This window comes from Streptomyces sp. NBC_00820, assembly GCF_036347055.1.
GTDB lineage: Bacteria > Actinomycetota > Actinomycetes > Streptomycetales > Streptomycetaceae > Streptomyces.
Genome location: NZ_CP108882.1, coordinates 426,268 through 448,662 on the forward strand (window position 1 = coordinate 426,268; position 22,395 = coordinate 448,662).

At 70.4% G+C, this 22,395-nt stretch carries 17 protein-coding genes and 1 pseudogene; 10 read left to right on the forward strand and 8 right to left on the reverse strand.

Going from position 1 to position 22,395, the window contains the following annotated elements:
- Positions 1 to 379 precede the first annotated feature (379 nt).
- From OIB37_RS02030 to OIB37_RS02040, 3 genes are all read right to left on the reverse strand, one after another.
- Complete coding sequence (locus OIB37_RS02030; protein ID WP_330455751.1) at positions 380 to 1,219, reverse strand: ABC transporter permease; 840 nt, start codon at positions 1,217 to 1,219, stop codon at positions 380 to 382.
- On the reverse strand, positions 1,216 to 2,172 hold the full coding sequence (locus OIB37_RS02035) for an ATP-binding cassette domain-containing protein (protein ID WP_330455752.1): 957 nt from the start codon (positions 2,170 to 2,172) through the stop codon (positions 1,216 to 1,218). The genes OIB37_RS02030 and OIB37_RS02035 overlap by 4 nt, the downstream gene beginning before the upstream one ends.
- A gap of 137 nt (positions 2,173 to 2,309) precedes the next feature.
- Positions 2,310 to 3,104: an SDR family NAD(P)-dependent oxidoreductase gene (locus OIB37_RS02040; RefSeq protein ID WP_330455753.1), complete on the reverse strand. Its 795-nt coding sequence runs from the start codon at positions 3,102 to 3,104 to the stop codon at positions 2,310 to 2,312.
- A gap of 361 nt (positions 3,105 to 3,465) precedes the next feature.
- Here OIB37_RS02040 and OIB37_RS02045 point away from each other — a divergent pair, with 361 nt between their 5' ends.
- Entirely contained in the window at positions 3,466 to 3,972 is a 507-nt protein-coding gene (locus tag OIB37_RS02045; protein WP_330455754.1) for a hypothetical protein, read from the forward strand.
- Positions 3,973 to 4,077: 105 nt separating this feature from the next.
- On the opposite strand, the gene OIB37_RS02050 is transcribed toward OIB37_RS02045, so the two are convergent.
- The gene (locus tag OIB37_RS02050; protein ID WP_330455755.1) at positions 4,078 to 4,440 is read right to left on the reverse strand and encodes a hypothetical protein; all 363 of its coding nucleotides are present in this window, start codon (positions 4,438 to 4,440) and stop codon (positions 4,078 to 4,080) included.
- Between the two features lie 347 nt (positions 4,441 to 4,787).
- Here OIB37_RS02050 and OIB37_RS02055 point away from each other — a divergent pair, with 347 nt between their 5' ends.
- The 3 genes from OIB37_RS02055 (at position 4,788) to OIB37_RS02065 (ending at position 8,557) form a co-directional block, all read left to right on the forward strand.
- The gene (locus OIB37_RS02055) at positions 4,788 to 6,032 is read left to right on the forward strand and encodes a phospholipase D-like domain-containing protein (protein ID WP_330455756.1); all 1,245 of its coding nucleotides are present in this window, start codon (positions 4,788 to 4,790) and stop codon (positions 6,030 to 6,032) included.
- Positions 6,033 to 6,190: 158 nt separating this feature from the next.
- Positions 6,191 to 7,510, forward strand: coding sequence for an MFS transporter (locus tag OIB37_RS02060; protein ID WP_330455757.1), 1,320 nt, complete (start codon positions 6,191 to 6,193; stop codon positions 7,508 to 7,510).
- Between the two features lie 255 nt (positions 7,511 to 7,765).
- On the forward strand, positions 7,766 to 8,557 hold the full coding sequence (locus tag OIB37_RS02065; RefSeq protein WP_330455758.1) for a ribonuclease BN: 792 nt from the start codon (positions 7,766 to 7,768) through the stop codon (positions 8,555 to 8,557).
- A 7-nt stretch (positions 8,558 to 8,564) separates the two neighbouring features.
- Here OIB37_RS02065 and OIB37_RS02070 read toward each other — a convergent pair whose 3' ends face one another.
- Entirely contained in the window at positions 8,565 to 10,985 is a 2,421-nt protein-coding gene (locus tag OIB37_RS02070; protein WP_330455759.1) for a SpoIIE family protein phosphatase, read from the reverse strand.
- A 274-nt stretch (positions 10,986 to 11,259) separates the two neighbouring features.
- Here OIB37_RS02070 and OIB37_RS02075 point away from each other — a divergent pair, with 274 nt between their 5' ends.
- Positions 11,260 to 12,738, forward strand: a complete 1,479-nt coding sequence (locus OIB37_RS02075) for a glutamate--cysteine ligase (RefSeq protein WP_330455760.1) — start codon at positions 11,260 to 11,262, stop codon at positions 12,736 to 12,738.
- 115 nt (positions 12,739 to 12,853) lie between these two features.
- On the forward strand, positions 12,854 to 13,540 hold the full coding sequence (locus tag OIB37_RS02080; protein WP_330455761.1) for a DUF6215 domain-containing protein: 687 nt from the start codon (positions 12,854 to 12,856) through the stop codon (positions 13,538 to 13,540).
- A gap of 241 nt (positions 13,541 to 13,781) precedes the next feature.
- Here OIB37_RS02080 and OIB37_RS02085 read toward each other — a convergent pair whose 3' ends face one another.
- Positions 13,782 to 14,333, reverse strand: coding sequence for an EF-hand domain-containing protein (locus OIB37_RS02085; protein WP_330455762.1), 552 nt, complete (start codon positions 14,331 to 14,333; stop codon positions 13,782 to 13,784).
- A gap of 134 nt (positions 14,334 to 14,467) precedes the next feature.
- Positions 14,468 to 16,768: a molybdopterin-dependent oxidoreductase gene (locus tag OIB37_RS02090; RefSeq protein ID WP_330455763.1), complete on the reverse strand. Its 2,301-nt coding sequence runs from the start codon at positions 16,766 to 16,768 to the stop codon at positions 14,468 to 14,470.
- Between the two features lie 959 nt (positions 16,769 to 17,727).
- Between OIB37_RS02090 and OIB37_RS02095 the strand changes: the two genes are divergently transcribed.
- The gene (locus OIB37_RS02095; protein ID WP_330455764.1) at positions 17,728 to 18,264 is read left to right on the forward strand and encodes a phosphate-starvation-inducible PsiE family protein; all 537 of its coding nucleotides are present in this window, start codon (positions 17,728 to 17,730) and stop codon (positions 18,262 to 18,264) included.
- On the opposite strand, the gene OIB37_RS02100 is transcribed toward OIB37_RS02095, so the two are convergent.
- Positions 18,238 to 20,415: an FUSC family protein gene (locus OIB37_RS02100; protein ID WP_330455765.1), complete on the reverse strand. Its 2,178-nt coding sequence runs from the start codon at positions 20,413 to 20,415 to the stop codon at positions 18,238 to 18,240. The genes OIB37_RS02095 and OIB37_RS02100 overlap by 27 nt on opposite strands.
- 291 nt (positions 20,416 to 20,706) lie before the next feature.
- Between OIB37_RS02100 and OIB37_RS02105 the strand changes: the two genes are divergently transcribed.
- The 3 genes and pseudogenes from OIB37_RS02105 to OIB37_RS02115 all read left to right on the forward strand — a co-directional run bounded on the left by OIB37_RS02105 (position 20,707) and on the right by OIB37_RS02115 (position 22,391).
- Complete coding sequence (locus OIB37_RS02105; protein WP_330455766.1) at positions 20,707 to 20,850, forward strand: hypothetical protein; 144 nt, start codon at positions 20,707 to 20,709, stop codon at positions 20,848 to 20,850.
- Positions 20,851 to 20,928: 78 nt separating this feature from the next.
- A pseudogene (locus OIB37_RS02110) lies at positions 20,929 to 21,133 on the forward strand (ISNCY family transposase); the annotation flags it as partial.
- A 64-nt stretch (positions 21,134 to 21,197) separates the two neighbouring features.
- On the forward strand, positions 21,198 to 22,391 hold the full coding sequence (locus OIB37_RS02115; protein ID WP_330455767.1) for a PP2C family protein-serine/threonine phosphatase: 1,194 nt from the start codon (positions 21,198 to 21,200) through the stop codon (positions 22,389 to 22,391).
- Positions 22,392 to 22,395 lie beyond the last annotated feature (4 nt).

A 22,395-nucleotide genomic window follows, 5' to 3' on the forward strand; every position in this document is an offset into this window, starting at 1 on the left:
CCCGGTGCGTGGCCAGGGGTGGTGCTGGGGGTGGTTCCAGGGGTGGTGCCGGGGGTGGTGCCGGGGCGGGGTTGGTGAGTGCTTCCTGGACGATGCGGTAGACCGTCAGCCGTACCCCGCCGTCCAGGGCGCCCGTGTCGCCGGCCGTGCGGTGGACGACGTCCGGTGGCAGAAGAGCAGGAAGACCAGCGCCTCCACCGTGGTGTCCAGGACCCAGGGACGGGCCCGGCCGGCGCGCGGCGGAGCCGCCGGCCCGCGCCGCCGAGGCGGGCGACCAGCGGCGCCATCCCGCTGATGCCCTCGGTGGTCCCGGAAGTCACGCCGGAGGCCACGCCGGAAAGTCATGCCGGAGGTCACGCCGGAGGTCATGTGCGTGCGGTCAGGCGTCGTCGCGCACCAGCCGGTACGCCGCGCACGCGAGCGCCAGCGCCGTCCAGCCGAGGAAGACGAGCAGTCCCGCGCCGGGTGACAGGGTGGTGGCGTCGTGGGTCAGGGCGAACATGGACTGGCCGGCGTTGCTCGGCAGGTAGGGGTCGAAGTCGTCCTGCCAGGAGCTGGGCAGCAGCGAGGCCAGTCCCGGGATCAGCATCAGGGTGGCGACCAGCAGCGAGATCCCGCCGGCCACGGACCGCACCAGCGCGCCGAGCGCCGTACCGATCACGCCGACCAGGCCGAGGTAGAGCCCGGCGCCGAACAGGGCGCGGACGACGCCCGGGTGGGAGAGGCCCATGGCCGCGGGTGTGCCGGAGAGGATCCTGCCCCCGATCAGGAAGGCGACGAACGCGCCGAGGACGCCCAGCACGAACGCGACGGCTCCGAACGCCGCCGCCTTCGACCACAGTACGGGCAGCCGGCGCGGCACGGCCGCCAGGGTGGAACGGATCATGCCGGTGGAGTACTCCCCCGCCATGACCAGCACGCCCAGGACGCCGAGGGCCAGTTGGGCGATGTTCGTGCCGAAGAGGGACAGGCTCACACCGGTGGCGCGGGCGAAGTCGCCCTGCAGGCGGCCCGATCCGTAGCCGGACCGGTACCGGGCGGAGGCGATGAGCCCGAACGCGACGAGGAACAGCAGGCCCAGGCCCAGGGTGATCCATGTCGAGCGCAGGGACCACAGTTTGGCCCACTCGGAGGCCAGTACGCGCCGTCCGGTGACCCGGTAGGCAGGACGGGCGGAGGCGGGGTCGGTGGACTGCGGGGTCTCGGTGAGGGTGGTCATGCCGGCCTCCCCAGGGGCTCGGGGGTTTCCGTGGTCTCACGGGCGGTGGTGGAGCCGTGGTATTCCACGGACTCTCTGGTCAGTTCCATGAAGGCCTGTTCCAGGGACACCGCGCGTGATCCGAGTTCGAAGAGCGGGATGCCGTGCTCGGCGGCCCGCAGTCCGATCTCGCGGGCGGTCACCCCGGTCACCTGCAGTTCCTCGGAGCCGACGCGGCCGGTGACGGAGACGCCCGGTCCGGCCAGGACCTCGCGCAGGCGCGCCGGGTCCTGTGTCGCCACCTTGACGGTGTCGCCGCCCGCGTCGCGGACGAGGTCGCGCACGGTCGTGTCGGCCAGCAGCCGGCCCCGCCCGACGATGATCAAGTGATCCGCGACGAGGGCGACCTCGCTCATCAGATGCGAGGATACGAACACCGTGCGCCCCTCGGCCGCGAGCGAGGTCAGCAACTCGCGGATCCACAGCACGCCCTCGGGGTCGAGTCCGTTGACGGGTTCGTCGAGCATCACCGTCTGCGGATCGCCGAGCAGCGCCGCCGCGATGCCGAGCCGCTGCCCCATGCCGAGGGAGAAGGCTCCGGCCCGCTTTCCGGCCACGCTGCCCAGTCCGGCGAGTTCGACGACCTCGTCGACCCGGCGCCGGGGGATGCCGTGGGTGAGCGCGAGGGCCCTGAGGTGGTGGTGGGCGGAGCGGCCGGGGTGGATCGACCTGGCCTCCAGGAGGGCCCCGACCTCCTGGAGGGGGGCCTGGTGGCGGGCGTAGCGCCGGCCGTTGACCAGCACGGAGCCGTGGGTCGGTGCGTCGAGCCCGATGATCATGCGCATGGTGGTGGACTTGCCGGCGCCGTTGGGCCCGAGGAAGCCGGTCACCGTGCCCGGCTTCACGACGAAGTCCAGCCGGTCGACGGCCGTCTTCTCCCCGTACCGCTTGGTCAGCTGGTGTGCCTCGATCACTGGCTTTCCCTCTCCTCGGCCTGCGGCGTCCGTCGCTCCCGACGCCCATCGGTAACGCTATGAGGTGAAACGCCCGTAAACGGTGGTACCGGGGGCCCCACTACGCCGGCCGGGTGGTACCGCGGTACTACGAACGGTCAGGGCAGGATCGCGTCGACGCATCCCCCGTCGACGCGCAGGGCTCCCCCGGTGGTGGCGGACGCCTGGTCGGAGCTGAGGTAGACGACCATGTTGGCGACCTCTTCCGGCTCGATGAGCCGTCGCAGCAGGGACTGCGGGCGGTGCTCGCGCATGAAGACCCGCTGGGCCTCGTCCCAGGGCAGGTCCCGGTCGACGAGTTCGTAGACGAAGTCCTCGACCCCCGCGGTGTGGGTGGGTCCGACGATGACGCTGTTCACCGTCACGCCGGTACCGGCCGCCTTCTTGGCGAATCCGCGGTCCAGCGCGAGCATCGCGGTCTTCGACATCCCGTACTGGATCATCTCCTCGGGGATGGCGATCGCCGATTCGCTGGAGATGTACTGGATCCGCCCCCAGTCGCGCTCCATCATCCCCGGCAGGTACATCCGGGTCATGCGTACGGCGGACAGGACGTTGACCTCGAAGTAGCGCCGCCACTCCGCGTCGGAGATCTCCAGCGGGTCGGCGGCGCCGAAGATGCCGAGGTTGTTGATGAGGATGTCCACGTGCGGGAGCGCGTCCGTCACCCGGCGGGCTCCGTCCTCGCTCGCCACGTCCGCCACCACCGGGACCAGGTCGGCTCCGGGTACCGCCTCGGCCAGCCGCCGGACGCTCTCGGCCACCCGCCCCTCGTCGCGCCCGTTGACGCCGACGCGGGCGCCGGAGCGGGCGAGTCCGGCGGCGATGGCCGCGCCGATGCCCTGGGTGGAACCGGTGACGAGGGCGGTGCGTCCTGCCAGATCGATGTGCATGGGTGAGCGGCTTCCCTTCACGCGTCCGATACATGGCCTTCATTGAGAAATGCGGCACTTCGTCAAGTGTGCGGGGACGACGCGCACAACGGGCGCAAGGGCAGCCGTCCGGCGGATGTGTCCGCCGCCGCGGCGGATGTGCCGACCACTGCCCGGTTCGGCCGTCCGGCCCACCCGGCGGACCGGGGCCGCCGGCCACGACCCCACAACGGGTGCGCAACGGGACGGTAGGCGGCACTGCCGTCCGACGCGGGTCGTGGCTACTGTCGGAAGGGTGGGGACACGGGGGGCGCGCAAGGCGGTCCCACGCGGCGGTTCCGTAAAACGGGGGGACTTCATGAGGTCGGGAGTTTCATCGCGGGTGGCGCGCCGCCTGGCCGGTGCCGCCGTGGCGGGCGCGGCCCTGGCCTCGGCCTCCGGGTGCACGGTTCCGGTCGATGCCGTGAGCGGTATCTCCGTCACCGAGGACGGTCGCCTGCTGGGCGTGATCGCGGTCTGCGGGCACCGGATCGACGGTGCGACCCTCTACGTGGACGGACGCGACCCCGACGACACGCCCACGGTGGGTGACTGGGTCGCCGACCGGCCCGTCACGTCCGGCGTCGCCACCTGGACCCTGGACGCGCCGTCCCCCGGCTGGTCCACGCGGAAGAGCCTCGCTCCGCTCGCCTCCGGAACCACCTACACGCTGTACGGCTGGACCAAGGACAACTCGTGGTCGGCGGCGGACGTCACCTTCAAAGGCGCCGACCGGAAACGGCTCACTCCCGGGACGGTCCGGTACGACGAGATCTCGGACAACGGCGACGCCATCCCGGTCACGGTCCCCATGGCCCGCTTCAAGGCCAAGGCCTGTGCGGACGAGTGAGGGAACCGCTCGACTTCGGGGCCATGGGCGGCAGTTCCTCAAGGCGAGAATGCCAACCTGAAGGCCCCTGTCCACACCTACCCGGAGTTCATGGGCCGGTCAGGATCAAGAGCGTGGCTGCAGCCAATGGCGCGCCGAGGCCAGCGTCACCTCGATGCCGTCGCTCCATGAACAGACTTCCAGCCACGACAGACAGCCGCCCTGCGTGAAGACCAGAACCTCGCCGGGACACTCACCGGTCTCGGTGACGAGTTGCGCTTCGGCCGCCACCACTGCGCCGGGGCCGGTGGAGGCGGGCTCCACCTCGCTCGTGTCGAGTTCGAAGTAGGCGGTACCGCACCCGCATGTGCAGCGACCTCGCACGCTGAGGTGCGGAACCTGCCTTCGGAGCGCGTCATGAATTGGATTGTCAGAGTTCAGGACTGCCGCGAGCACGTCGGCGACGTCGGAAGGCAGGCTCTCGGTCACTCCGTCACCGTATCCGGCCGGCGCCTTCGAGTCCCACGAAGCCAGACCTGTCGCACCCTTCGGCCGGTCGGCGCGGTCACGCGTCCAGGAGGTCGGCAGCGGCGAGATCGCCGATGTCCACGCTTGGCCGGCGATCAGATAGCGCGGTGCCCTTACCTGCGGCCATAGCTCCTTTGTGCTGCCGACGACACCCCTCCCCCACTCGGACGCATACACGAGCCACGAACTCCCTTTCGATTGCGCTGATATGGTGGCGCGCCAAAGGGGAGGGGTACATGTCAATATCGTTAAGATCGGCACGCCGCCGTATCGCCACCGCCGTGGGCGCCCTGGGGCTCATATGCAGCATGTCGCTGGTCCAGGCTCCCGAGGCCGCTGCGGCCGACACCGGGTCTCACGCCTTCTTCAGTTCACCGTCGAACCCGAACGCGATCAAGAACCAGCTTCTTGACCTCACCAACCGCACCGCGGTCGGAGCCGACATCCACGTCGCGATGTACATCTTCAACGACCTGGACATCGCCCAGGCTCTGGAGAACGCGGCCGACCGCGGGGTGCACGTCAAGGTCGTCGTGGACCACATATCCGCCGAGTCGGACGCCCACTACGTGCCCTTCAAGGAGCTCCAGAACCACATCGGTTCATCCATCACGGCAGCTTCCTACGCCGTGGCGTGTCCGGAGCACCGGGGTTGCATCGGCGACAACAGCAACCTGCAGTCCATCAACCACAACAAGATATTCCTCTTCTCGCAGCTGACGGACGGCACCTCTGACGTCGTCGTACAGTCCTCCGAGAACCTGGACGCCCGCGCCAGCGCCGGCGGCTTCGGGGCCTGGAACAGCGCACTGCAGATGAACGGCAACGCCGGTCTGTACAACGGGTACGCCTCCTACCTCGGCGACCTGGCGGCGATGCACCCCAACAACAACTACTACACGACATTGACGTCGGGGAATGCCAAGGCCTACTTCTTCCCCGAAGCGTCCGTGAACTCCGACTGGCCCTCCGAACCGGACACCGACGCGGTGATCAACCGGCTCCACGGGGTGGTCTGCAAAGGCAACGACCCTGGTTTCGGTACCAGTGACGGCCGTACCGTCGTACGCGTCGGAATGAACCTCTTCAGCCGCTACGAGATCGCCAAAACGCTGCAGGACCTCGACGAGGCCGGCTGCTGGGTGGAGGTCCTGTACCAGCTGCCCAAGCATTACCGGGGCACTGGAGAGGACGCGGCCCCCGTGGAATACGGGAAGGTGACCGACGAACTCACGGCGTCCTTCAACGCCTACAACGGCCCCGTGGTGCACACCTACCCCGAGTCGGCGAACTACGCCACGCCGTTCCACTCGAAGTTCCTGCTGGTCAAGGGCGGCTACGACGACGGGTCCGGCAAGGTCAACAACCGCAAGATCCTCTGGACGGGCAGCCACAACTACACGTTCAACTCGCTGCGATACAGCGACGAGGCGTTCGTCAAGCTCGAGGACCCGGCGGTGTTCGACGACTACGAGAACTTCTTCAAGTCGGCTCTGCCCGGCGCGACCTGCACCTGGATCGAGGGAAGCTGGTCCGCCGCCGGCTGCAACTGACGCCCCTCCCTTCGGGCGTCCCCCGGGACGCCCGAAGGGCCGCGCTACCGAAGGCAACGGAGCCGGAGGCGAGATCGTCAACGGCCAAGCGGAGCCACGTCATTGAGCGCCAGGCAAATCAATACCGGCCGGGAGCGGCACAGGGTTGACTGTCGGTCATGACCACGACACCAGTCTCACAAGGCTCCGACCAGCGGGAAAGACGCGCCACTCGCGCGGGAGGACTGCTTCCCGCCGATCCGGTGCTGCGCGCCGCCACCGTGCTGACCGCCGTCAACTCCCTGGGCAACGGCCTGTACTTCCCGCTCGGCATCCTGTACTTCACGCGCATCATCGGCCTCGACGCGACCGCGGTCGGGCTCGGCATGACGGTAGCCGGTCTGGTGGGGGTGGTCTCCGGGGTGCCGGCCGGACGGGCCGCGGACCGCTGGGGCGCCCGCCGGATCGGCGCGGTGCTGTGGGGTGGCACGGGCCTCGCCACGGCCGCGTACGCCCTGGTGCACTCCTACGCCGGGTTCCTCGTGACGGCCGTCTGCGCGACGGGCCTGATGACCGCGAGCCGCGCGGTGCAGGGCGCGGTGTACGCCGACGTGCTGCCCGCGGCGACCCGGGTGGAGGCACGGGCGTACCTCCGCATGGTGACCAACGTGGGAATGGGGCTGGGCGGAACGCTGGGCGCGGTAGCGCTCCAACTGGACACGCGGGGCGCCTACATCACGGTCATCCTGCTGAACGCACTGTCGTTCGCGGGTCCGGCGCTGCTGCTGCCGCGGCTGCCGCTGGCCTCGCATGTGCGTGAGCGCACGGCGCCGGACGCCGCTGCCCCGGCCGACGGCCGCTGGCGGGCCGTGCGCGACCTGCCGTTCCTCGCGGTGACCGTGCTGAACGCGGTGCTGGTGGTGCAGTACACGCTGTCGGAGGTCGGGCTGCCGCTGTGGATCGTGGAGCGGACACAGGCACCGCGCTGGACGGCGGCACTGCTGATGGTCGTCAACTGTGTGCTGGTGGCGCTCCTCCAGGTACGGGCCGCCCGCCGCGCCTCCCAAGTGCCCAGTGCCGTAAGGGCGATGGGCTGGTCGGGACTGCTGCTCGCGGCGGCCTGCGCGGTGTACGCCCTGTCCGCGGGCCTGTCCCCGGTGTGGGCGGTGCTGTCGCTGACGGCGGGGGCGGTGGTGCAGGTCTTCGCCGAGGTGCTGTCGGCGGCCGGCGGCTGGACCCTGGGCTACGAGCTGGCCGACGCCCGCGCGCACGGTGTCTACCAGGGTGTGTTCGGCGCCGGCATGTCGGCGGGGATGATGGCGGGACCCTCGCTGGTCACGGTCACCGCGATCGCCCACGGCACGGTCGGGTGGGCCGTGCTCGGCGTGCTGTTCGCCGTGGCCGGCCTCGCCGTGTCGCCCGCCGTGCGCTGGGCCGCGCGCGACGGCGCGTGGCGGGGCGAGTCGGTCCCCGAGCCGCTCGCCGGCTCAGCGCACTGACCGACTGAGGCGTGGCAGCGGAGATACCCGACCGAACGGTACGGACGCGGTGGCGGGCGGTGCGGCGGTGTGGACGTGGCGGCCGGGCTTCCCGGCCGTTCCATGCCGTACGAGGGCCGTCCGTCACCCGAACCGACGCCGGGCCACCACCCGGACCGCCGTCCGGTCGGGCGCGTGGGGCTCGATGGGTCGATGATCGAAGGAGAGGCAAGAGACCCATCCAGTCCCGTGCGGCGAACAGGGGAGGGACGGCCCGTGAAGCAGTGGCGTCGCGGCCTCCACCGCGCCTGGGAGTGGATCGCGCTGTCCACCCTGCTCAGGCGGGGCAAGGAGCTGGAGCTGCTGCACCGGGCCATGGGGTTCGCCACGCTGGCCCTGGTCACGCTCGCCCCGCTGCTGATCGTGGTCGCCGCCGCGGATCCGCTGGTGCGGGGAGGTTTCTCGTCATGGCTCGCGGACGGGATGGGGCTGTCCGGGAAGTCCGCCCGGATCCTCACCGACATCTTCAGCCCCCCGCACGAGGTCATCGGCACCATCAGCGCGTGGAGCGTGGTCCTTCTCGCCCTGTTCGGGGTGTCCTTCGCGAGCAGTGTGCAGAACGGCTACGAGCGGATCTGGAACCTGGCCGCGGGCCCGTGGCACCGGGTGTGGCGGCAGACGACCTGGCTGGTGGTGCTGATGGCCTACCTGTACCAGGAGGTGCAGACGAAGACGACGATGTACGGGATCCAGCGGTTCGTGGTGACCACGGTGAGCACGGTGCTGTTCTTCTGGTGGGGGCCGCGTTTCCTGCTGGGGAGCCAGGTCCGCTGGCGCGACCTGCTGCCGGGTGCCCTCGCCACCATCGTGGGCCTGGCGGGTCTGCGCGCGTTCTCCGAACTCGTCTTCGCGCCGCTGATCGTCACCAACGCGCTGAGCTACGGCGCGGTCGGCACCGTGCTGGTGGTGGAGTCGTGGCTGGTCGGCGTCGGGTTCGTCGTGTACGGGGGCGCGCTGTTCGGCCGCTGGTTCTGCGAGCACCACTGGATACCGTCCCACCACCGGTAGCGAACGGTCAGGGCAGTTCCTGCTCGGCCCAGATGATCTTTCCGTCGGCGGTGTAGCGGGCTCCCCAGCGGTGGGCGAGCTGGGCCACGAGGAAGAGACCGCGGCCGCCCTCGTCGGTGCTGCGGGCGTGCCTCAGCCGCGGGGCGGTGCTGCTGCGGTCGGAGATCTCGCAGGTCAGCCGGGCGTCGAGGAGGAGCCGTAGCCGGATGGGAGGTGTGGCGTAGCGGATCGCGTTGGTGACCAGCTCGCTGACGACGAGTTCCGTGGTCATGGCCAGCGCGCCCAGGCCCCACTCCTCGACCTGGCGGGTCGCCCCGGCGCGGACGTGGCCCACGGCGGCCGGGTCCGCCGGCACGTCCCAGGAGGCGATGCGGCCCGGTCCGAGACGGTGGGTGCGGGCCAGCAGGAGCGCGATGTCGTCGGGCTGCGGCACGGGCACGAGCTGCCGTACGGCTGAGTCGCACAGGGTGGTGAGGTCGGCGCCGGTGTCGGTGAGCACCTGGCCCAGGCGGGTCATGCCGTGCTCCATGTCGTGGTCGGCTCCCTCGACGAGGCCGTCGGTGTAGAGGCCGAGCAGGGTGTTCTCGCCCAGCTCGATCTCGGTGGCCTCGAAGCCCATGCCGCCGAGGCCGAGGGGCGGTCCGGCGGGGATCTCGGGGAAGCTCACACGTCCGTCGGGTGTGACGACGACGGGCGGCGGATGGCCGGCCCGGGCCATGGCACACCGGCCGGTGACGGGGTCGTACACGGCGTACAGGCAGGTCGCGCCGGTGAAGGTGGCGGTGGCGCGGGCGGCGGGGTCGCCGTCGCCGGATTCGTCGCTCAGTCGCAGCACGAGGTCGTCGAGGTGGGCGAGGAGTTCGTCGGGGGGCATCTCCATGTCGGCGAGGGTCTGGACCGCCGTGCGCAGCCGGCCCATGCTGGCCGCCGCGGTGACGCCGTGACCCACCACGTCACCGACGACGAGGCCCACCCGTGCCCCGGACAGGGGGATCACGTCGAACCAGTCGCCGCCGACCCCGTCGGTCGGGTCGGCCGGCCGGTAGGAGGAGGCCACCTCCAGGGCCGTACCGCCCTTCAGGGCATGCGGCAGCAGGCTGCGCTGGAGGGTGACCGCCGCGGTGTGCTCCCGGGTGTAGCGGCGGGCGTTGTCCACGCAGACCGCCGCCCGCGCCACCAGTTCCCGGGCGAGCAGGACGTCGTCGGGTCCGAACGCGACCCGGTTGAGCGAGCGGAAGAACGAGGTCAGGCCGAGGGCGGTGTCGCGGGCACGCATCGGTACCAGGATCAGGGAGTGCAGGCCGTACTCGCGGATGCGGGCGATCCGCAGGGGCTGCTCGGCCGCGCCCTGACCGTCAGGTGGGTCGAGGACCGGGATGAGGACGGGGTCCCCGTGGCCGAGCAGGTCGGCGGCGTAGGAGGCGGGTACGAAGTCCGCCATCTCACCGACCCCGACGAACGCCCCGGGGCAGCCGCCGCGCACCGCGCGCATGCCCGCGCGGCGCATCGCCGTCCTGGCGGGGGCGGGTCCCGCGTCGGTCAGCCACGCCCCGTGACCCTCGCTGCTGAGCACGCGCTCCAGGAGGTCGACGACGACGTAGTCGGCGAAGCGGGGTACGGCGAAGTCGGCGAGTTCCTGGGCGGTGCGCAGCACGTCGAGGGTCGTGCCGATGCTGGTGCCGGCCTCGTTCACCAGGGTCAGCAGCCGGCGCGCGTTCCAGCGCTCGGTGACGTCCGAGACCATGTAGCAGACCCCGGAGACGGAGTCGCCGCCGTCCGTCAGCGGGAAGAACGAGGTGGAGTACGCGCGCCGGCGGTGCGGGTCGGCCCAGCTCCAGCCGACGTACTCGTAGTCGAGCACCGGTTCCCCGGTGGCCAGTACCTTGCGCATCCGCCCCTCCAGGGCGTCGGCCTGGATCCCGGGCAGCAGTTCGCTCAGCCTGCGGCCCAGCCGCTGCTCGCGGGGGACGCCGCCGAAGCGTTCCAGCGTCTCGTTCACCCAGACATAGCGCAGCCCCGGGTCCATGACGGCCATACCGACCGGTGCGCAGGCCAGGAACCCCTCCAGGACGGAGCCGTCCACCTGCCACTGCGCGCACGGATCGCGTGCGGAGACCAGGAAGCACTCGTCCGCGCCGATACGGAAGGCCGCCGAGACCCGCAGGTCGACGTCCATGCGGTGGCCGTCGCCGTGGCGTACGGCGACGAGCCCGCTCCAGCCCGCTCCGGCGCGGCAGCGGTCCGCGACGCGGGCGGCACGTGCCGGGTCCTCGGCCAGCAGGCGGGAGGCGGGACGGCCGACGACGTCCTGGGCGGGGAGCCCGAACAGGTCCTCCGCGCCCCGGGTCCAGCCGGTCACCACGCCCCGTGCCGTGATCACCGCCGCCGCGTCGGTCGACGCGTCGAAGCCCTTCCGCGCAGATTCCATCGGTTCCTTCCCTGACAGCACCATGGTCCCGCTTGTCCGCGCGATGCGCACGGGCCGGTACGGGTGCGGCCCTGACGTGGGCGAATGCGACCCGGCATGGGCGGGCGCCGTCCCGCCCTCCTCGCCGCCCACGACGGCGGCCCGGCGGCGCGGCGGCCGGCCACTGTGCGCGCCTGCCCTGACGGCGGCGGAGCCGTCCGCGTGGTGGGGCTCAGCCGGTGATGCGACGCTGGGTGGAGAGGTGTCGTCCGAGGAGCGGAATCCAGGAGGGCCGATGGGGCGTGACGTCCCGGCGCTCGTCTTCACCCGCGAGGACCGCCGCCGGTACCGGATCAAGATGCAGGAGTGCCTCGACGCGTTCGCGCAGATGCTGCGCGAGTCACGGTTCGAGGCCGAACGGCCGCAGGTGGGACTGGAGATCGAGCTGAACCTGGTGGACGGCGAGGCGGAGCCGGTGATGCGCAACACCGACGTGCTGGAGGCGATCGCGGACCCCGCCTGGTCCACCGAACTCGGCCGGTTCAACCTGGAGATCAACGTTCCGCCGCGCCGGCTGACGGCGGGCGGTCCGGACGCCTGGGAGGAGGAGATACGGGCCGCGCTCAACCACGCGGAGGAGCGCGCCCGGTCGGTCGGCGCGCGTCTGATGATGACCGGCATCCTGCCCACGCTGCGACAGGAGGACATCGGCGAGGAGTCGCTCTCGGAGAACCCGCGCTATCACCTGCTCAACGACCAGGTCTTCGCGGCCCGGGGCGAGGACCTGCACATCGAGATCGACGGCGTCGACCGGCTGCGGACGTACGCGGACACGATCACCCCGGAGGCCGCGTGCACGAGCACCCAGTTCCATCTCCAGGTGTCCCCGGAGAACTTCGCCCCCTACTGGAACGCGGCGCAGTCCATCGCCGGGGTACAGGTGGCGCTGGCGGCCAACTCGCCTTTCCTGTTCGGCAAGGAGCTGTGGCACGAGACCCGGATCCCGCTGTTCGAGCAGGCGACCGACACCCGCCCGGAGGAGATCAAGGTCCAGGGAGTCAGGCCCCGGGTGTGGTTCGGGGAGCGCTGGATCAACAGCGTCTTCGACCTGTTCGAGGAGAACCTGCGCTACTTTCCCGCCCTGTTGCCGCTGTGCGACGAGCAGGACCCCGTGGAGACGCTGGACCGGGGTGACGTGCCCGAGCTGTCCGAACTCACCTTGCACAACGGCACGATCTACCGCTGGAACCGCCCGGTCTACGCGGTCGTCCACGACCGGCCGCACGTGCGCGTGGAGAACAGGGTGCTGCCCGCCGGGCCGACCGTCGCGGACGTCCTGGCCAACGGCGCCTTCTACTACGGCCTCACGCGCGCCCTGGTGGAGGAGGACCGGCCGGTGTGGTCGCGGATGTCGTTCGCCGCGGCCGAGGACAACCTGCACACGGCGGCCCGGCACGGCATCGAGGCCCGCCTGTACTGGCCGGGGATGGGCGAGGTGCCGGTGCCCGAACTGGTGCTCAGGCGGCTGCTGCCGCTGGCGCACCAGGGTCTTGAGCGCTCCGGCATGGACGCGGCGTGGCGCGAGCCGCTGCTCGGCATCATCGAGCAGCGCTGTGTCGCCGCCCGCAACGGGGCCGTCTGGCAGAAGGAGATGTTCCACCGCATCGAGGCGTCCACCCGCGCCGGCCGCCACGAGGCCCTGCGGCGGATGACGGAGCTGTACATGGACTACATGCACCTCAACGCCCCGGTGCACACCTGGCCCGTCGACTGACGCACTGCGGGTGGGGGCCGCACGGAGAACGTGCGGAGGAATAGTGGATGCGGAACGAAACGATCACCGTATAGGCTCCGCCTGGCATTGCGGGGGAACGGTGGAGGTGGGGGGCATGACCGACGGTTCGGCGTCCGAGAAGGGTCACAACGCCGGGGTCCAGGCCGTCGTGGCGGTACTGGTGGTCGGGGGCGCGCTCGGGGGTCTGTGGGCACAGGGCGAACTTCAGGGGAACACCGGTGACAAGGGGCCGGCCACGTGCTCGCACGACGACCGCCGGGTGTCCCGGCACGTCTCCGGGCACCGGCTGTGCACGGCGCTGAACCGCCCGAATCTGCCGGTGCTCCTCGGAGCGCCGGACGAGACCGCGCAGACGGCGAACGGTTCGTCCTCCTCCTTCGCCCTCCCCGACGGCACCAAGGTCACCACCCCCACGGCGGAGGTCGACACGCAGACCTTCTCCGTGCAGCTCACGGCGCCGGACGACCGTGCTCCCGTCGCCGAGACGGCCGGTCTCATGGGCATGAGCGCGCAGAAGACGACGCTGCTCGGTCACCCCGCGGTGCTGTACTCGGACCACACGATCGCCATCCGTTTCTCGCTGGGCGGCGGCGACACCGACGCCGACACCAGTACCGGCGGCATAGCCCGCCATCTGCTGGTCGCCAGGGACCGCGAGGACGGCGGCGGTTCGTACGAGCTCGCCCTGTGGCGCCAGGACAACGGGACGCCCGACGACGCGGCGCTGCTGCGCGTCGCCGAGCAGGTGCTGCCCAGGGTCCCCGGCTGGGCGGCCGGCTGACGTCACGGTTCCGGGCCGGCGGCGCGTAGCGCGCTCCCATGCGCGTCGACCACTCACCGGAATCCATGGATCCGGGCTCGTTCTACCGCCTGGTGGTCGACTTGCCGCCGGCTGGGCATCCAAATCGGGGGGACACCTCCAATAACCAACGCGCCACCACCCGCGTGACCTCCACGTATGTTGCGGGCGTGCTGCGCAGGCCCTGGCACAAGCGCGGGTCCGGGGGCGTATCCGGGGACTGTCAGGCGGTGACCTTGCCGAAGATGTGGTTGGCGGGAGCCTCGGGGTCGTTGCCGTAGAAGAACTCTTCGAGTGCCTGGTGGAACTCGTCACGGTCCAGTCCGCCGGAACCATCGAGGTCCAGAGCGGCGAAAACGGCGGCGCTGTCCTCGCCGGGGACGGCGGCGACCGAGTCGAACATCTGCTGGAACTCGGCCTGGTCGATCTTGCCGTCTCCGTTGAGGTCGACGAGGTCGAAGAAGCAGTTGGTGACCGGCGCAATCTGCTGCGGGTAGAGCGCGCGGTCGGTCAGGACACTCTTGAAGCCTTCGGTCATCTCCCGCACATCGACCTTCCCGTCACCATCCTGATCCATCGGGGCGATGACGTTCGACCAGAACCGGTCCATCCCCTCGGTGAGCCGGCGGACGGTCTCGGCATCAGGGGTGGTCTCGCGGAGGCTGATGTAGCGCTCGCTCATCTTGCGGACGTCGTGCTGGGTGATGAACCCGTCGCCGTCGACATCGGCGCCCCTGAACCACTGGCCGTACTTGAGATCTTGAAGTGCAGTCATGACTGCGCACCGTATTCACGCAGTTACGGCGGTGCAAACGTCCGAGTGGAGGCTGGGAGCCGGTCGGACCTGTCTACCGGGCGCCCGACGAGGGTGAACACGGCAAACTCACCCGTCGTCGAGTCGGCTTCGTTTCAGTGTTCGAGGTGTGGTGGTGTGAAGGCGAGTACCTCCTCGACCGGCCCGTCGTAGACCTCGACGTCGACGAGAGCACTGTGCGCACTCGGTCCCTGGGACAGCCGCGAGCACCCGCGGTCCCCGGTGAGGGTGTTCGGGTTGCCGTGGCGGTCCAAGGTTCCGCTCCGGCCCGGCTGGGCCGGGTCCCACCACGCTCCGGTGGACAGCTGGATGACGCCGGGCATGACGGCGTCCGACAGGATCGCGCCCGCCAGACAGCTGCCTCGGTCGTTGAAGACGCGCACGATCATGCCGTTCTCGATACCGCGTGATGCCGCATCTTGCGGGTTGATCGTTACGGGCTCGCGGCCGTGGATCTTCGACTTGAGGCTGTGGCCACCGTTGTCGTACTGGCTGTGCAGGCGTGAGGCAGGCTGATTCGAGATCAGGTGCAGCGGGAAGCGGTCCGCCAGGTCGGCGCGAAGCCACTCCACCGGTTCGAACCACGTCGGATGTCCGGTGCAGTCGTCGTAGCCGAACGAGTCGATCTCCTCGGAGAAGATCTCGATCCGGCCCGACGGCGTCGTCAGGGGGAAGCGCTGCGGATCGGAACGCAGTGCTTCGAAGCTGCCAGGAAACGGCCCGCCGAGTGCGGGCAGTTCGACACCGGAGGCGCGTTGCCAGAAGTCGTCGAAGTCTGGCAGGGCCGCGTCGTCGCCGAGGTTCGCCCGCGTCTGGACGTAGAGGTGCCGGACCCATTCGATCTCGGAACGCGCCTGGGTGAACTCGCGTTCATAGCCGAGCCGGGCAGCCAAGGCGGCGAAGATCTGGTGGTCGGTGCGTGCCTCGCCGGCCGGCTCGCGGACCTTCGGCATCGCGACGAGGTGAGGGTCGGAGAACCCCGCGGCGAAGTCGTCACGCTCCAGGCTGGTCGCGACGGGAAGCACGATGTCGGCGAATTTCGCCGTGGTGTTCCACCAGGCTTCATGGACCACCACCGTGTCCGGGCGCTGCCAGGCCCGGGTGAGGCGGTGGAGATCCTGGTGGTGGTGGAAGGGGTTTCCTCCGCACCAGTAGATCAGGCGCAGGTCCGGCAGGGTCAGGCGCTGACCGTCGTAGTCGATGGTCGCGCCCGGTTCCAGCAGGGTGTCGGCGATCCGGGCGACCGGAATGAAGTCCGCGACAGGGTTGGCCACCCGCGGCATCGACGCCACAGACGGACGGCCCGGGGCAACACCGGTCGCGTCCATCGTTGCGTAGCCCGCGCCCCAGCCGCAGCCGGGCCGGCCCAGCGAACCCGCCATGGCCGCCAGCACGACCGACATCCAGATCGGCTGCTCACCGTGGTCCGCCCGCTGTATGGCGTAGTTGACCATGATGAGGGAACGCTGTGTGGACAGGCGGCGGGCGAGATCGAGGATCGTGTCGCGGCTGATGCCCGTGATCCTCGCGGCCCAGTCGGCGTCCTTGACGACGCCGTCCACGTCGCCGGTCAGGTAGGAGGCGAAGCGGTCGAACCCCTCGCAGCAGCGGGTGAGGAAGTCCTCGTCGTACAAGTCGTCGACCAGCATCGTGTGCGCGATGCCGAGCATCAAGGCCGTGTCGGTGTTGGGGATGACCGGCAGCCACTCGGCGTCGAGGAAGTCGGCGGTGTCACTGCGGATCGGGCTGACGTTCACGAACCGCACCCCGGCCTCACGGCACTTCCGCTGCAGGTCCCGCGTCTGGTGCCGGGCCAGCCCGCCAGGGTTGATCTGGCTGTTCTTCAGAGCCAGCCCCCCGAACGCCACCACGAGCTCACAGTTCTCGGCGATCTCGTCCCACATCGGCATCCGGGACTGGTAGCTCCACGGAGCCCCGCCGATCACATGCGGAAGGATGACCTCAAGAGCGGCGGTGCTGTACGTGTTGCGCGAGTCGGTGTAGCCCCCGCCCAACGCCAGGAACCGCTGGAGCTGACCCTGCGCATTGTGGAACCCGCCCGCACTGGCCCAGCCGTACGAGCCGCCGAACACCGCGCTGTCCCCGTGCTGTGCGCGCACTTGGCGCAATTCCTCGCTCACCAGCGTGAGCGCGTCGTCCCAGCTGACCTCTACGAAGGCGTCCGCACCTCTGGCCGTTTCATCGGCGCGCGGCAAGCCATTGAGCCACCCTTTGCGCACCGCGGGACGCAGCACACGCGCACTGTCCTCAGCAGCCGTCACCATGCCCGGGCCGATCGGCGACGGCGCGGGGTCATCACCCCGGGGCTCAATGCGCACCAGCTGACCCGAATCGACCACGGCTACGAAACTGCCCCAGTGCGTCGCCACCGGCATGCGTCGTTCCACCGTGCATCAACTCCATCCCTGAAGTTTCTCCGGCTCTCGAACAACGGCCGCTACACCACAGGGGTCCCGCGTCAGTCAGCGGTCCGCAGGACACAGGCTCCCCCTGGCGGATACTGCCCAATCCTGACGGTGCGCACGACTCCCACCGCCGCCACTCAACCGGAGCCCGGAGCGCCTCTGTCGACCGCGACCTGACCGTCGTCCGACACCAGCGTCAAGGTCCTGGTGCTCCGAGCAGGAAGGTTCGCCATGTTCACGGCTGTTCGGCTGCGCCGAACTCACCCCCGCCGCCTGAGCGCGCCGTGTCCATCCGGCGCCGGGCGCGTTCGTCACGGTGACGTGTACACGGGTTGCAAAGACCCCACGGGACTCGTGCCACGGGCGCCGGGGCCGCGCGATACCCGTCTCCCCTTCCCGACCGCCGATCGAAGCCCTGGTCCGCCCGGGACCAGGGCTTCGTGCTGCACCCGCGCGCTGGGACACGGTGGCGGCCGGGCGGGTGTGCACTGACGCTGCCGGGCCGGCGGCAGCCCAGGAACGCGGCGCCCGCACCGCGCGGTCAGCGACCAGGCCAGGGATGACAGCGGGCAAGGATCGCCCACTCCTCATCCGGCCGGCCCGGTACGAGACGGCCGTCCGTCTCCCACCGCAGGGCGAGTTCGGTGAAGGTCGGCGGCTCTTCGTCCTGGTGCGACCCTGTGCTCGGGTTCGACCTCGGTGCTGACCGGGTTGCGCTCCATCCGGCTCAACAGGTCGGTGAGGAAGACGCCGATGCCCCATGCCCTGTCGTGTCCGCGTCGGGCTCCTCATACACCCTTGTCCTGCCGCCGGGTAGGTCATCGGTGATGTCGCGCCTCGCCGCTTCCCCGGGCCACCACCACAGGGAGGGATCCGCCCGCCCACCCGTTCGGCAGCCCGACGCGCCTGCGAGCCGGGGCACCCCTAGCATGCTGACTGTGCGACCCATTCTCCCGAAGATCGAGGGCGGCCGGGTACAGGGCCTCCTGCAGCTCGTCGAGGACGGCATCCACCTCGTCGTCGCGGCGCTCCTCGTACTGCTCGCGGGGCTCCTGACCGTCGGGGTCGTCCACGACGTCATCAGGTCGATCCAGGGGCCGTACCACGAGGAGACGGTCGTTCTCTCCGCCCTGGACAACAGCCTCGTGCTGTTCATCGTGGCCGAGCTGCTCCACACCGTCCGCCTCACCATCAGGAACCAGACCCTCGACGCGGAGCCGTTCCTCGTCGTCGGCCTGGTTGCCGGCATCCGCAAGGTGCTCATCGTGACGGCCGAGGCGGAGAAGTCCTTCCGGTGGAACGTCGAGGGGATCGAACTGCTCATCCTGGCGGGGTTGATCCTCGTGATGGCGACAGCGGCGTACGTGTGGCGGCGCTCGACGCGGCCGGGAGACTACCTCCCGCTCCAGGAGGCGCGGCGCTCCCCGCCGCCGGAGCCGTCACCGACCCCGGCGCGCGGGTCCTGATCCATCGCCTTCCGCAGCCGCGGCCGCCCGTACCCGCTGCTCCTCGCGAGCAGAGCCGACGTCCCGTTCCAGGGGTGTGCGGCTCACGGCCGTCGCGAGGTCCTCCAAGGCCCGTTTTTGCAGTTCCGCCTCACGCCGCACCACCGGGCTACGGTCCCCGGCGGCGGCGCCCTCCCACGCATGAAGCGCCTCCTCCACGCGCCCCCAGTCCGGATTTCTGTGCTCGCGCACGTCGACTGCCGCCTGCGCGGTGTCCGCCTCAAGGGCCTCGGCGAACCGCTCAGCCTCAGGGACGAAACGGCCGTCGGCCCGCGGGACGTGGCTCTCCATGAGCATCGCCGCCCGGCCGAACTCCTTGAGTGCCTCCTGCGCCTCCTGCGCCTCGCGCGATGTCAGACCCCTGGGGCGGACCGGTTCCTGTCTTGCCCGGTCGTACGCCTCCTGCCAGGCGGCACGTGCCTCCCTGCTCGCCAGCAGTGCCCGGCGCATGTCGGCGTGATGTTCCGGGGTCGGTTCGGCGTGGTTGCGGAGCACCGCGGCCGCGTAGTGGCCGTTGGCGGCGAGCCAGTCCGCAAGCCGGGACGGCAGCCGGGGCGTCTCCCACGCGGGGAACACCACGTAGGCCAGCATTGCCAGGGCCCCGCCGAGCAGGGTGAGCACCACCCGCTCCGGGACCGTCTGCTCCCATGTCTGGCCGCCCATGCCGAGCAGGAAGACGACGTACGCGGCAGTGAAGCACTGCGAGTAGGCGTAGCCGGTACGGATCAGCGTGTACGACAAGCCCGCCGAGACCACCGCCAGTGCGCCGAACACATGGGCGTCCGGGCCCAGGGCGCGCACCATCCCGCTGGCGAACGCGACCCCCGCAAGGGTCCCGGCGAGACGGGCCACCGCACGCGCGTACGTCCGGTGGAAGTCCGGCCGCATCACCATCACCGAGGCGACGGGCGCCCAGTAGCCGTGTCCCAGGGGCAGCCGGGCGGCGATCAGATAGCCGAGCGTGGCCACCGCCGCGAGGCGGACGGCGTGCCGGAACACGGGCGAGTCCCGGCGGAGCTCACGGCGGACCGCCCGGACGACGACCGGGACCAGCCGGAACATTGTCGGGCGCACCAGGAACTGGGCGCCCGCGGGGCCGGGCGGCGGGGGCGTCCTCGCGGAGGTGCCGCCGCTCCCGGCGACCTCCAACGCCTCGCCGAGCAGTTCCACGAGCCGCTCGGCGGCCTGCCGCGCGGGGCCCTCCAGTACCTCGTGCTCCTCGTCGACGCGCAGGACATCCGTGCTCCCGGGCCGCACCTCGGCGGGAGTGCCGCGGCGGATCGAACGGGCGGCCGCGTCCAGGACGTCGGCGGCCGCGTCGAGCAACTCCCGCGCGCGGTCCCGCCCGGGTCCCTCCGCCGGGGCGCCGACATCCGGGTCGGCGAGCGCGGCGACGACCGGCCGAATGCGCTCGGCGAGCCCCCGGGGGCCGTGGAGGACGGAGGGACGGGTGCGGGCCTGTGACGGCGTAACGGCGGCCGCGTCCCGGGCCGTCATCAACGGCTCCGGGTCGAACGGGGCGGTCGGGTCGTGCCGCAGCCGGCGGGCGTAGTCCGCCACGGCGGCCAGGGCGTCGGCGAGCGCGTCACGATGCGCCCCCCAACGGCGGATCGGGAACAGCAGGATCAGCACGGCCTGCACCACGCCTCCGAGCGCGATGACCCCGGCGTGCTCCAGGGCTCGCCCGACGCTCGTGGGAAGGGTGATGGTCACCAGCATGCTGCCGACCGTCGTCGCTGCGACGATCCCAGCGGTCGATCCGACGGCCCACGCCATCCCCGCGGCAAAGGCCCATACGGCCAGCAGCGGGAGGAACGTCACGAGTCGCCCCGCCGCCAGGTAGCCCACGAAGGTGCTGAGCGCCAGACCCGCGCCCGCGCCGAGCGCGATCACCTTGCGTGGACGCCAGGTGCGCTGGAAGGTGGCCCCACCCGCGGAGTAGGCACCGAGGGCGGCGGACGCGGCATACGCAGGGGAGACCAGCCACAGCGCCGACCCGATGACGATCGCCACCCCAGCAGCCGTGCGCAACGCGAGCAGAGGCTCCAGCCGCGTCTCCTCGATCGTGAGCCCGGATCGCACGACCTCCCCGAAGGCCCGCAGCCACGTCACGGGTGTGAGCCTAGCCGGAACGCCCTGCCGGGTCGCGTCGGCCGCGCCGCCGCCTCCTGGCTGCGCTGCGCTCGGCGGGCGTGCGACCCCGGCCGACCTGCACTCACAAACCGGCACCCTCGCGTGCGGGGCAATCGATGACCGCACCCCAACCCCGCCTGTTCACCCCCAGCGGCCGCGGCTCGTCGTCGTTCTCATGGCCGATCCGGGATGGCCGGCGGAGGTTGCGAAGCGACTGAAGCAGGGTGACGGACCTGCCCTACTGGGACAACTCCCGCCCCCGCCATTGCCATGATCGGGTCGCCGGAGCACATCGCGCTGATGTCGCTGCCCATGCTTGGCCTGATGCGCGCCGCCCACCGGCTGAGGGGAGCGGCCCTCGGTGTGATCGGAGCGCTGATCCCGGAGTCCGGCAACGCCCTGTTGCCGTCATGACCGTGATGATCCATCGCCAGCTAACAGCGCCAGGCGGTCCAGAGCCCGCGCTGCAGCGCCACGTCCACGTCGAACTCGTCTGCGGTGGAGCGCAACGCCCCACGCGCGCTGGGCAAACAGCCCTTGGGGCGGCTGACGCACCTGGTCGGTGAGCCGGCCGCTGGAGCAGACCGTCGTGCGGCTTGCGTGCATCCGCAGGATCCCCGACCGGCTGGTGTCGTCAGCCGATCCCGAAGCCCGACCTGTCCGCAAGGGCAAGCCCCAGCACCCCAGGCTGATCGGCCCACATCCCGGGTGCCGGAGAGTTCAGATTGTGGCGGCTCGACCTCGCGGGGATCATCGAAGGCATGGACAGGAACATGTCCGTCAGGTCCGGGGAGCGGCTGCTGGAGGAACTGGTCAGAGCAGCCCAGCTGGCATCACCTGCGGAACTGCCCGTGGTCCTGAACCGGTATGCCGAGGCCATGGATCTGGGCAGGGCCGTTATCTATCTGGTGGACATCCAGCAAAGACTGCTGGTGCCGCTTGTCGAAGGCGAGCCGGAACTGGAGCTCGACACTTCGCTGGCCGGATGGGCCTACCGCACCGACTCTCTCCGAGTGGAAGAAGGCTCCTCCGGCGGGCTGACCGTATGGCTGCCCCTGGCCGACGGAGCGGAGCGGCTGGGTGTCGTGGAGCTGGACATGAGCACCCTGGACGGGCTCAAGCTACGGCGCTGTCGAACGACGGCGCTGCTCCTGGCACTGATCATCACATCCAAGCGCACCTACAGCGACACCATCGCACAGCGCATGCGTACCAGGCCGATGCACCTGCCCACGGAGATGGTGAGGGCTTTTCTCCCTCCCCGGTCGATCGGCACCGGGCGGGTCGTTTCGACGGCGGTTCTGGAGCCTGCGTACGAACTGGGTGGTGACGCTTTCGACCACGCGTTCACCGAGGACGTTCTGCACGCCACAATCCTTGACGGCATGGGGCACAACCTGGCGTCCGGACTTGCCACCTCTGTGGCCATGGCAGGCTGCCGTAACGCCCGGCGCAGCGGGGCAGACCTCAACGAACTCGCGGGCACCGTGGACGAGGCGCTGGCGAAGTGGCTTCCGGAGCAGTTCTGCACAGGTGTCTTCACCCATTTGCACATGCCCACCGGTGTGCTGCGCTGGTGCAACTGCGGCCACCCGCCTCCGTTGCTCATCCGTCGCCACCGCCTGCTCCACCATGCCTTGGAGCGGCCTCCTGAGCCTCCGTTGGGTCTGCCCGCCAGTCTCGCCGGGACCGCCCGTCAGGTGCACGAGGTCAGCCTCGAACCCGGTGACCGAATACTGCTCTACTCAGACGGCGTCGTGGAGTCACGCGACGAGGCAGGCGAAGAGTTCGGCCTGGAGCGCTTCACCGACTACATCATCCGGTCGACCGCAGCGGGGCAGAGCGCCCCGGAAGTGCTGCGCCTGCTCATCCATGCCATCCTCGAGCATCGGCACAACAAACTCAGCGACGACGCCACGATTTTGATGTTCGAATGGCAGCCCCCTGATCCGTGACCGC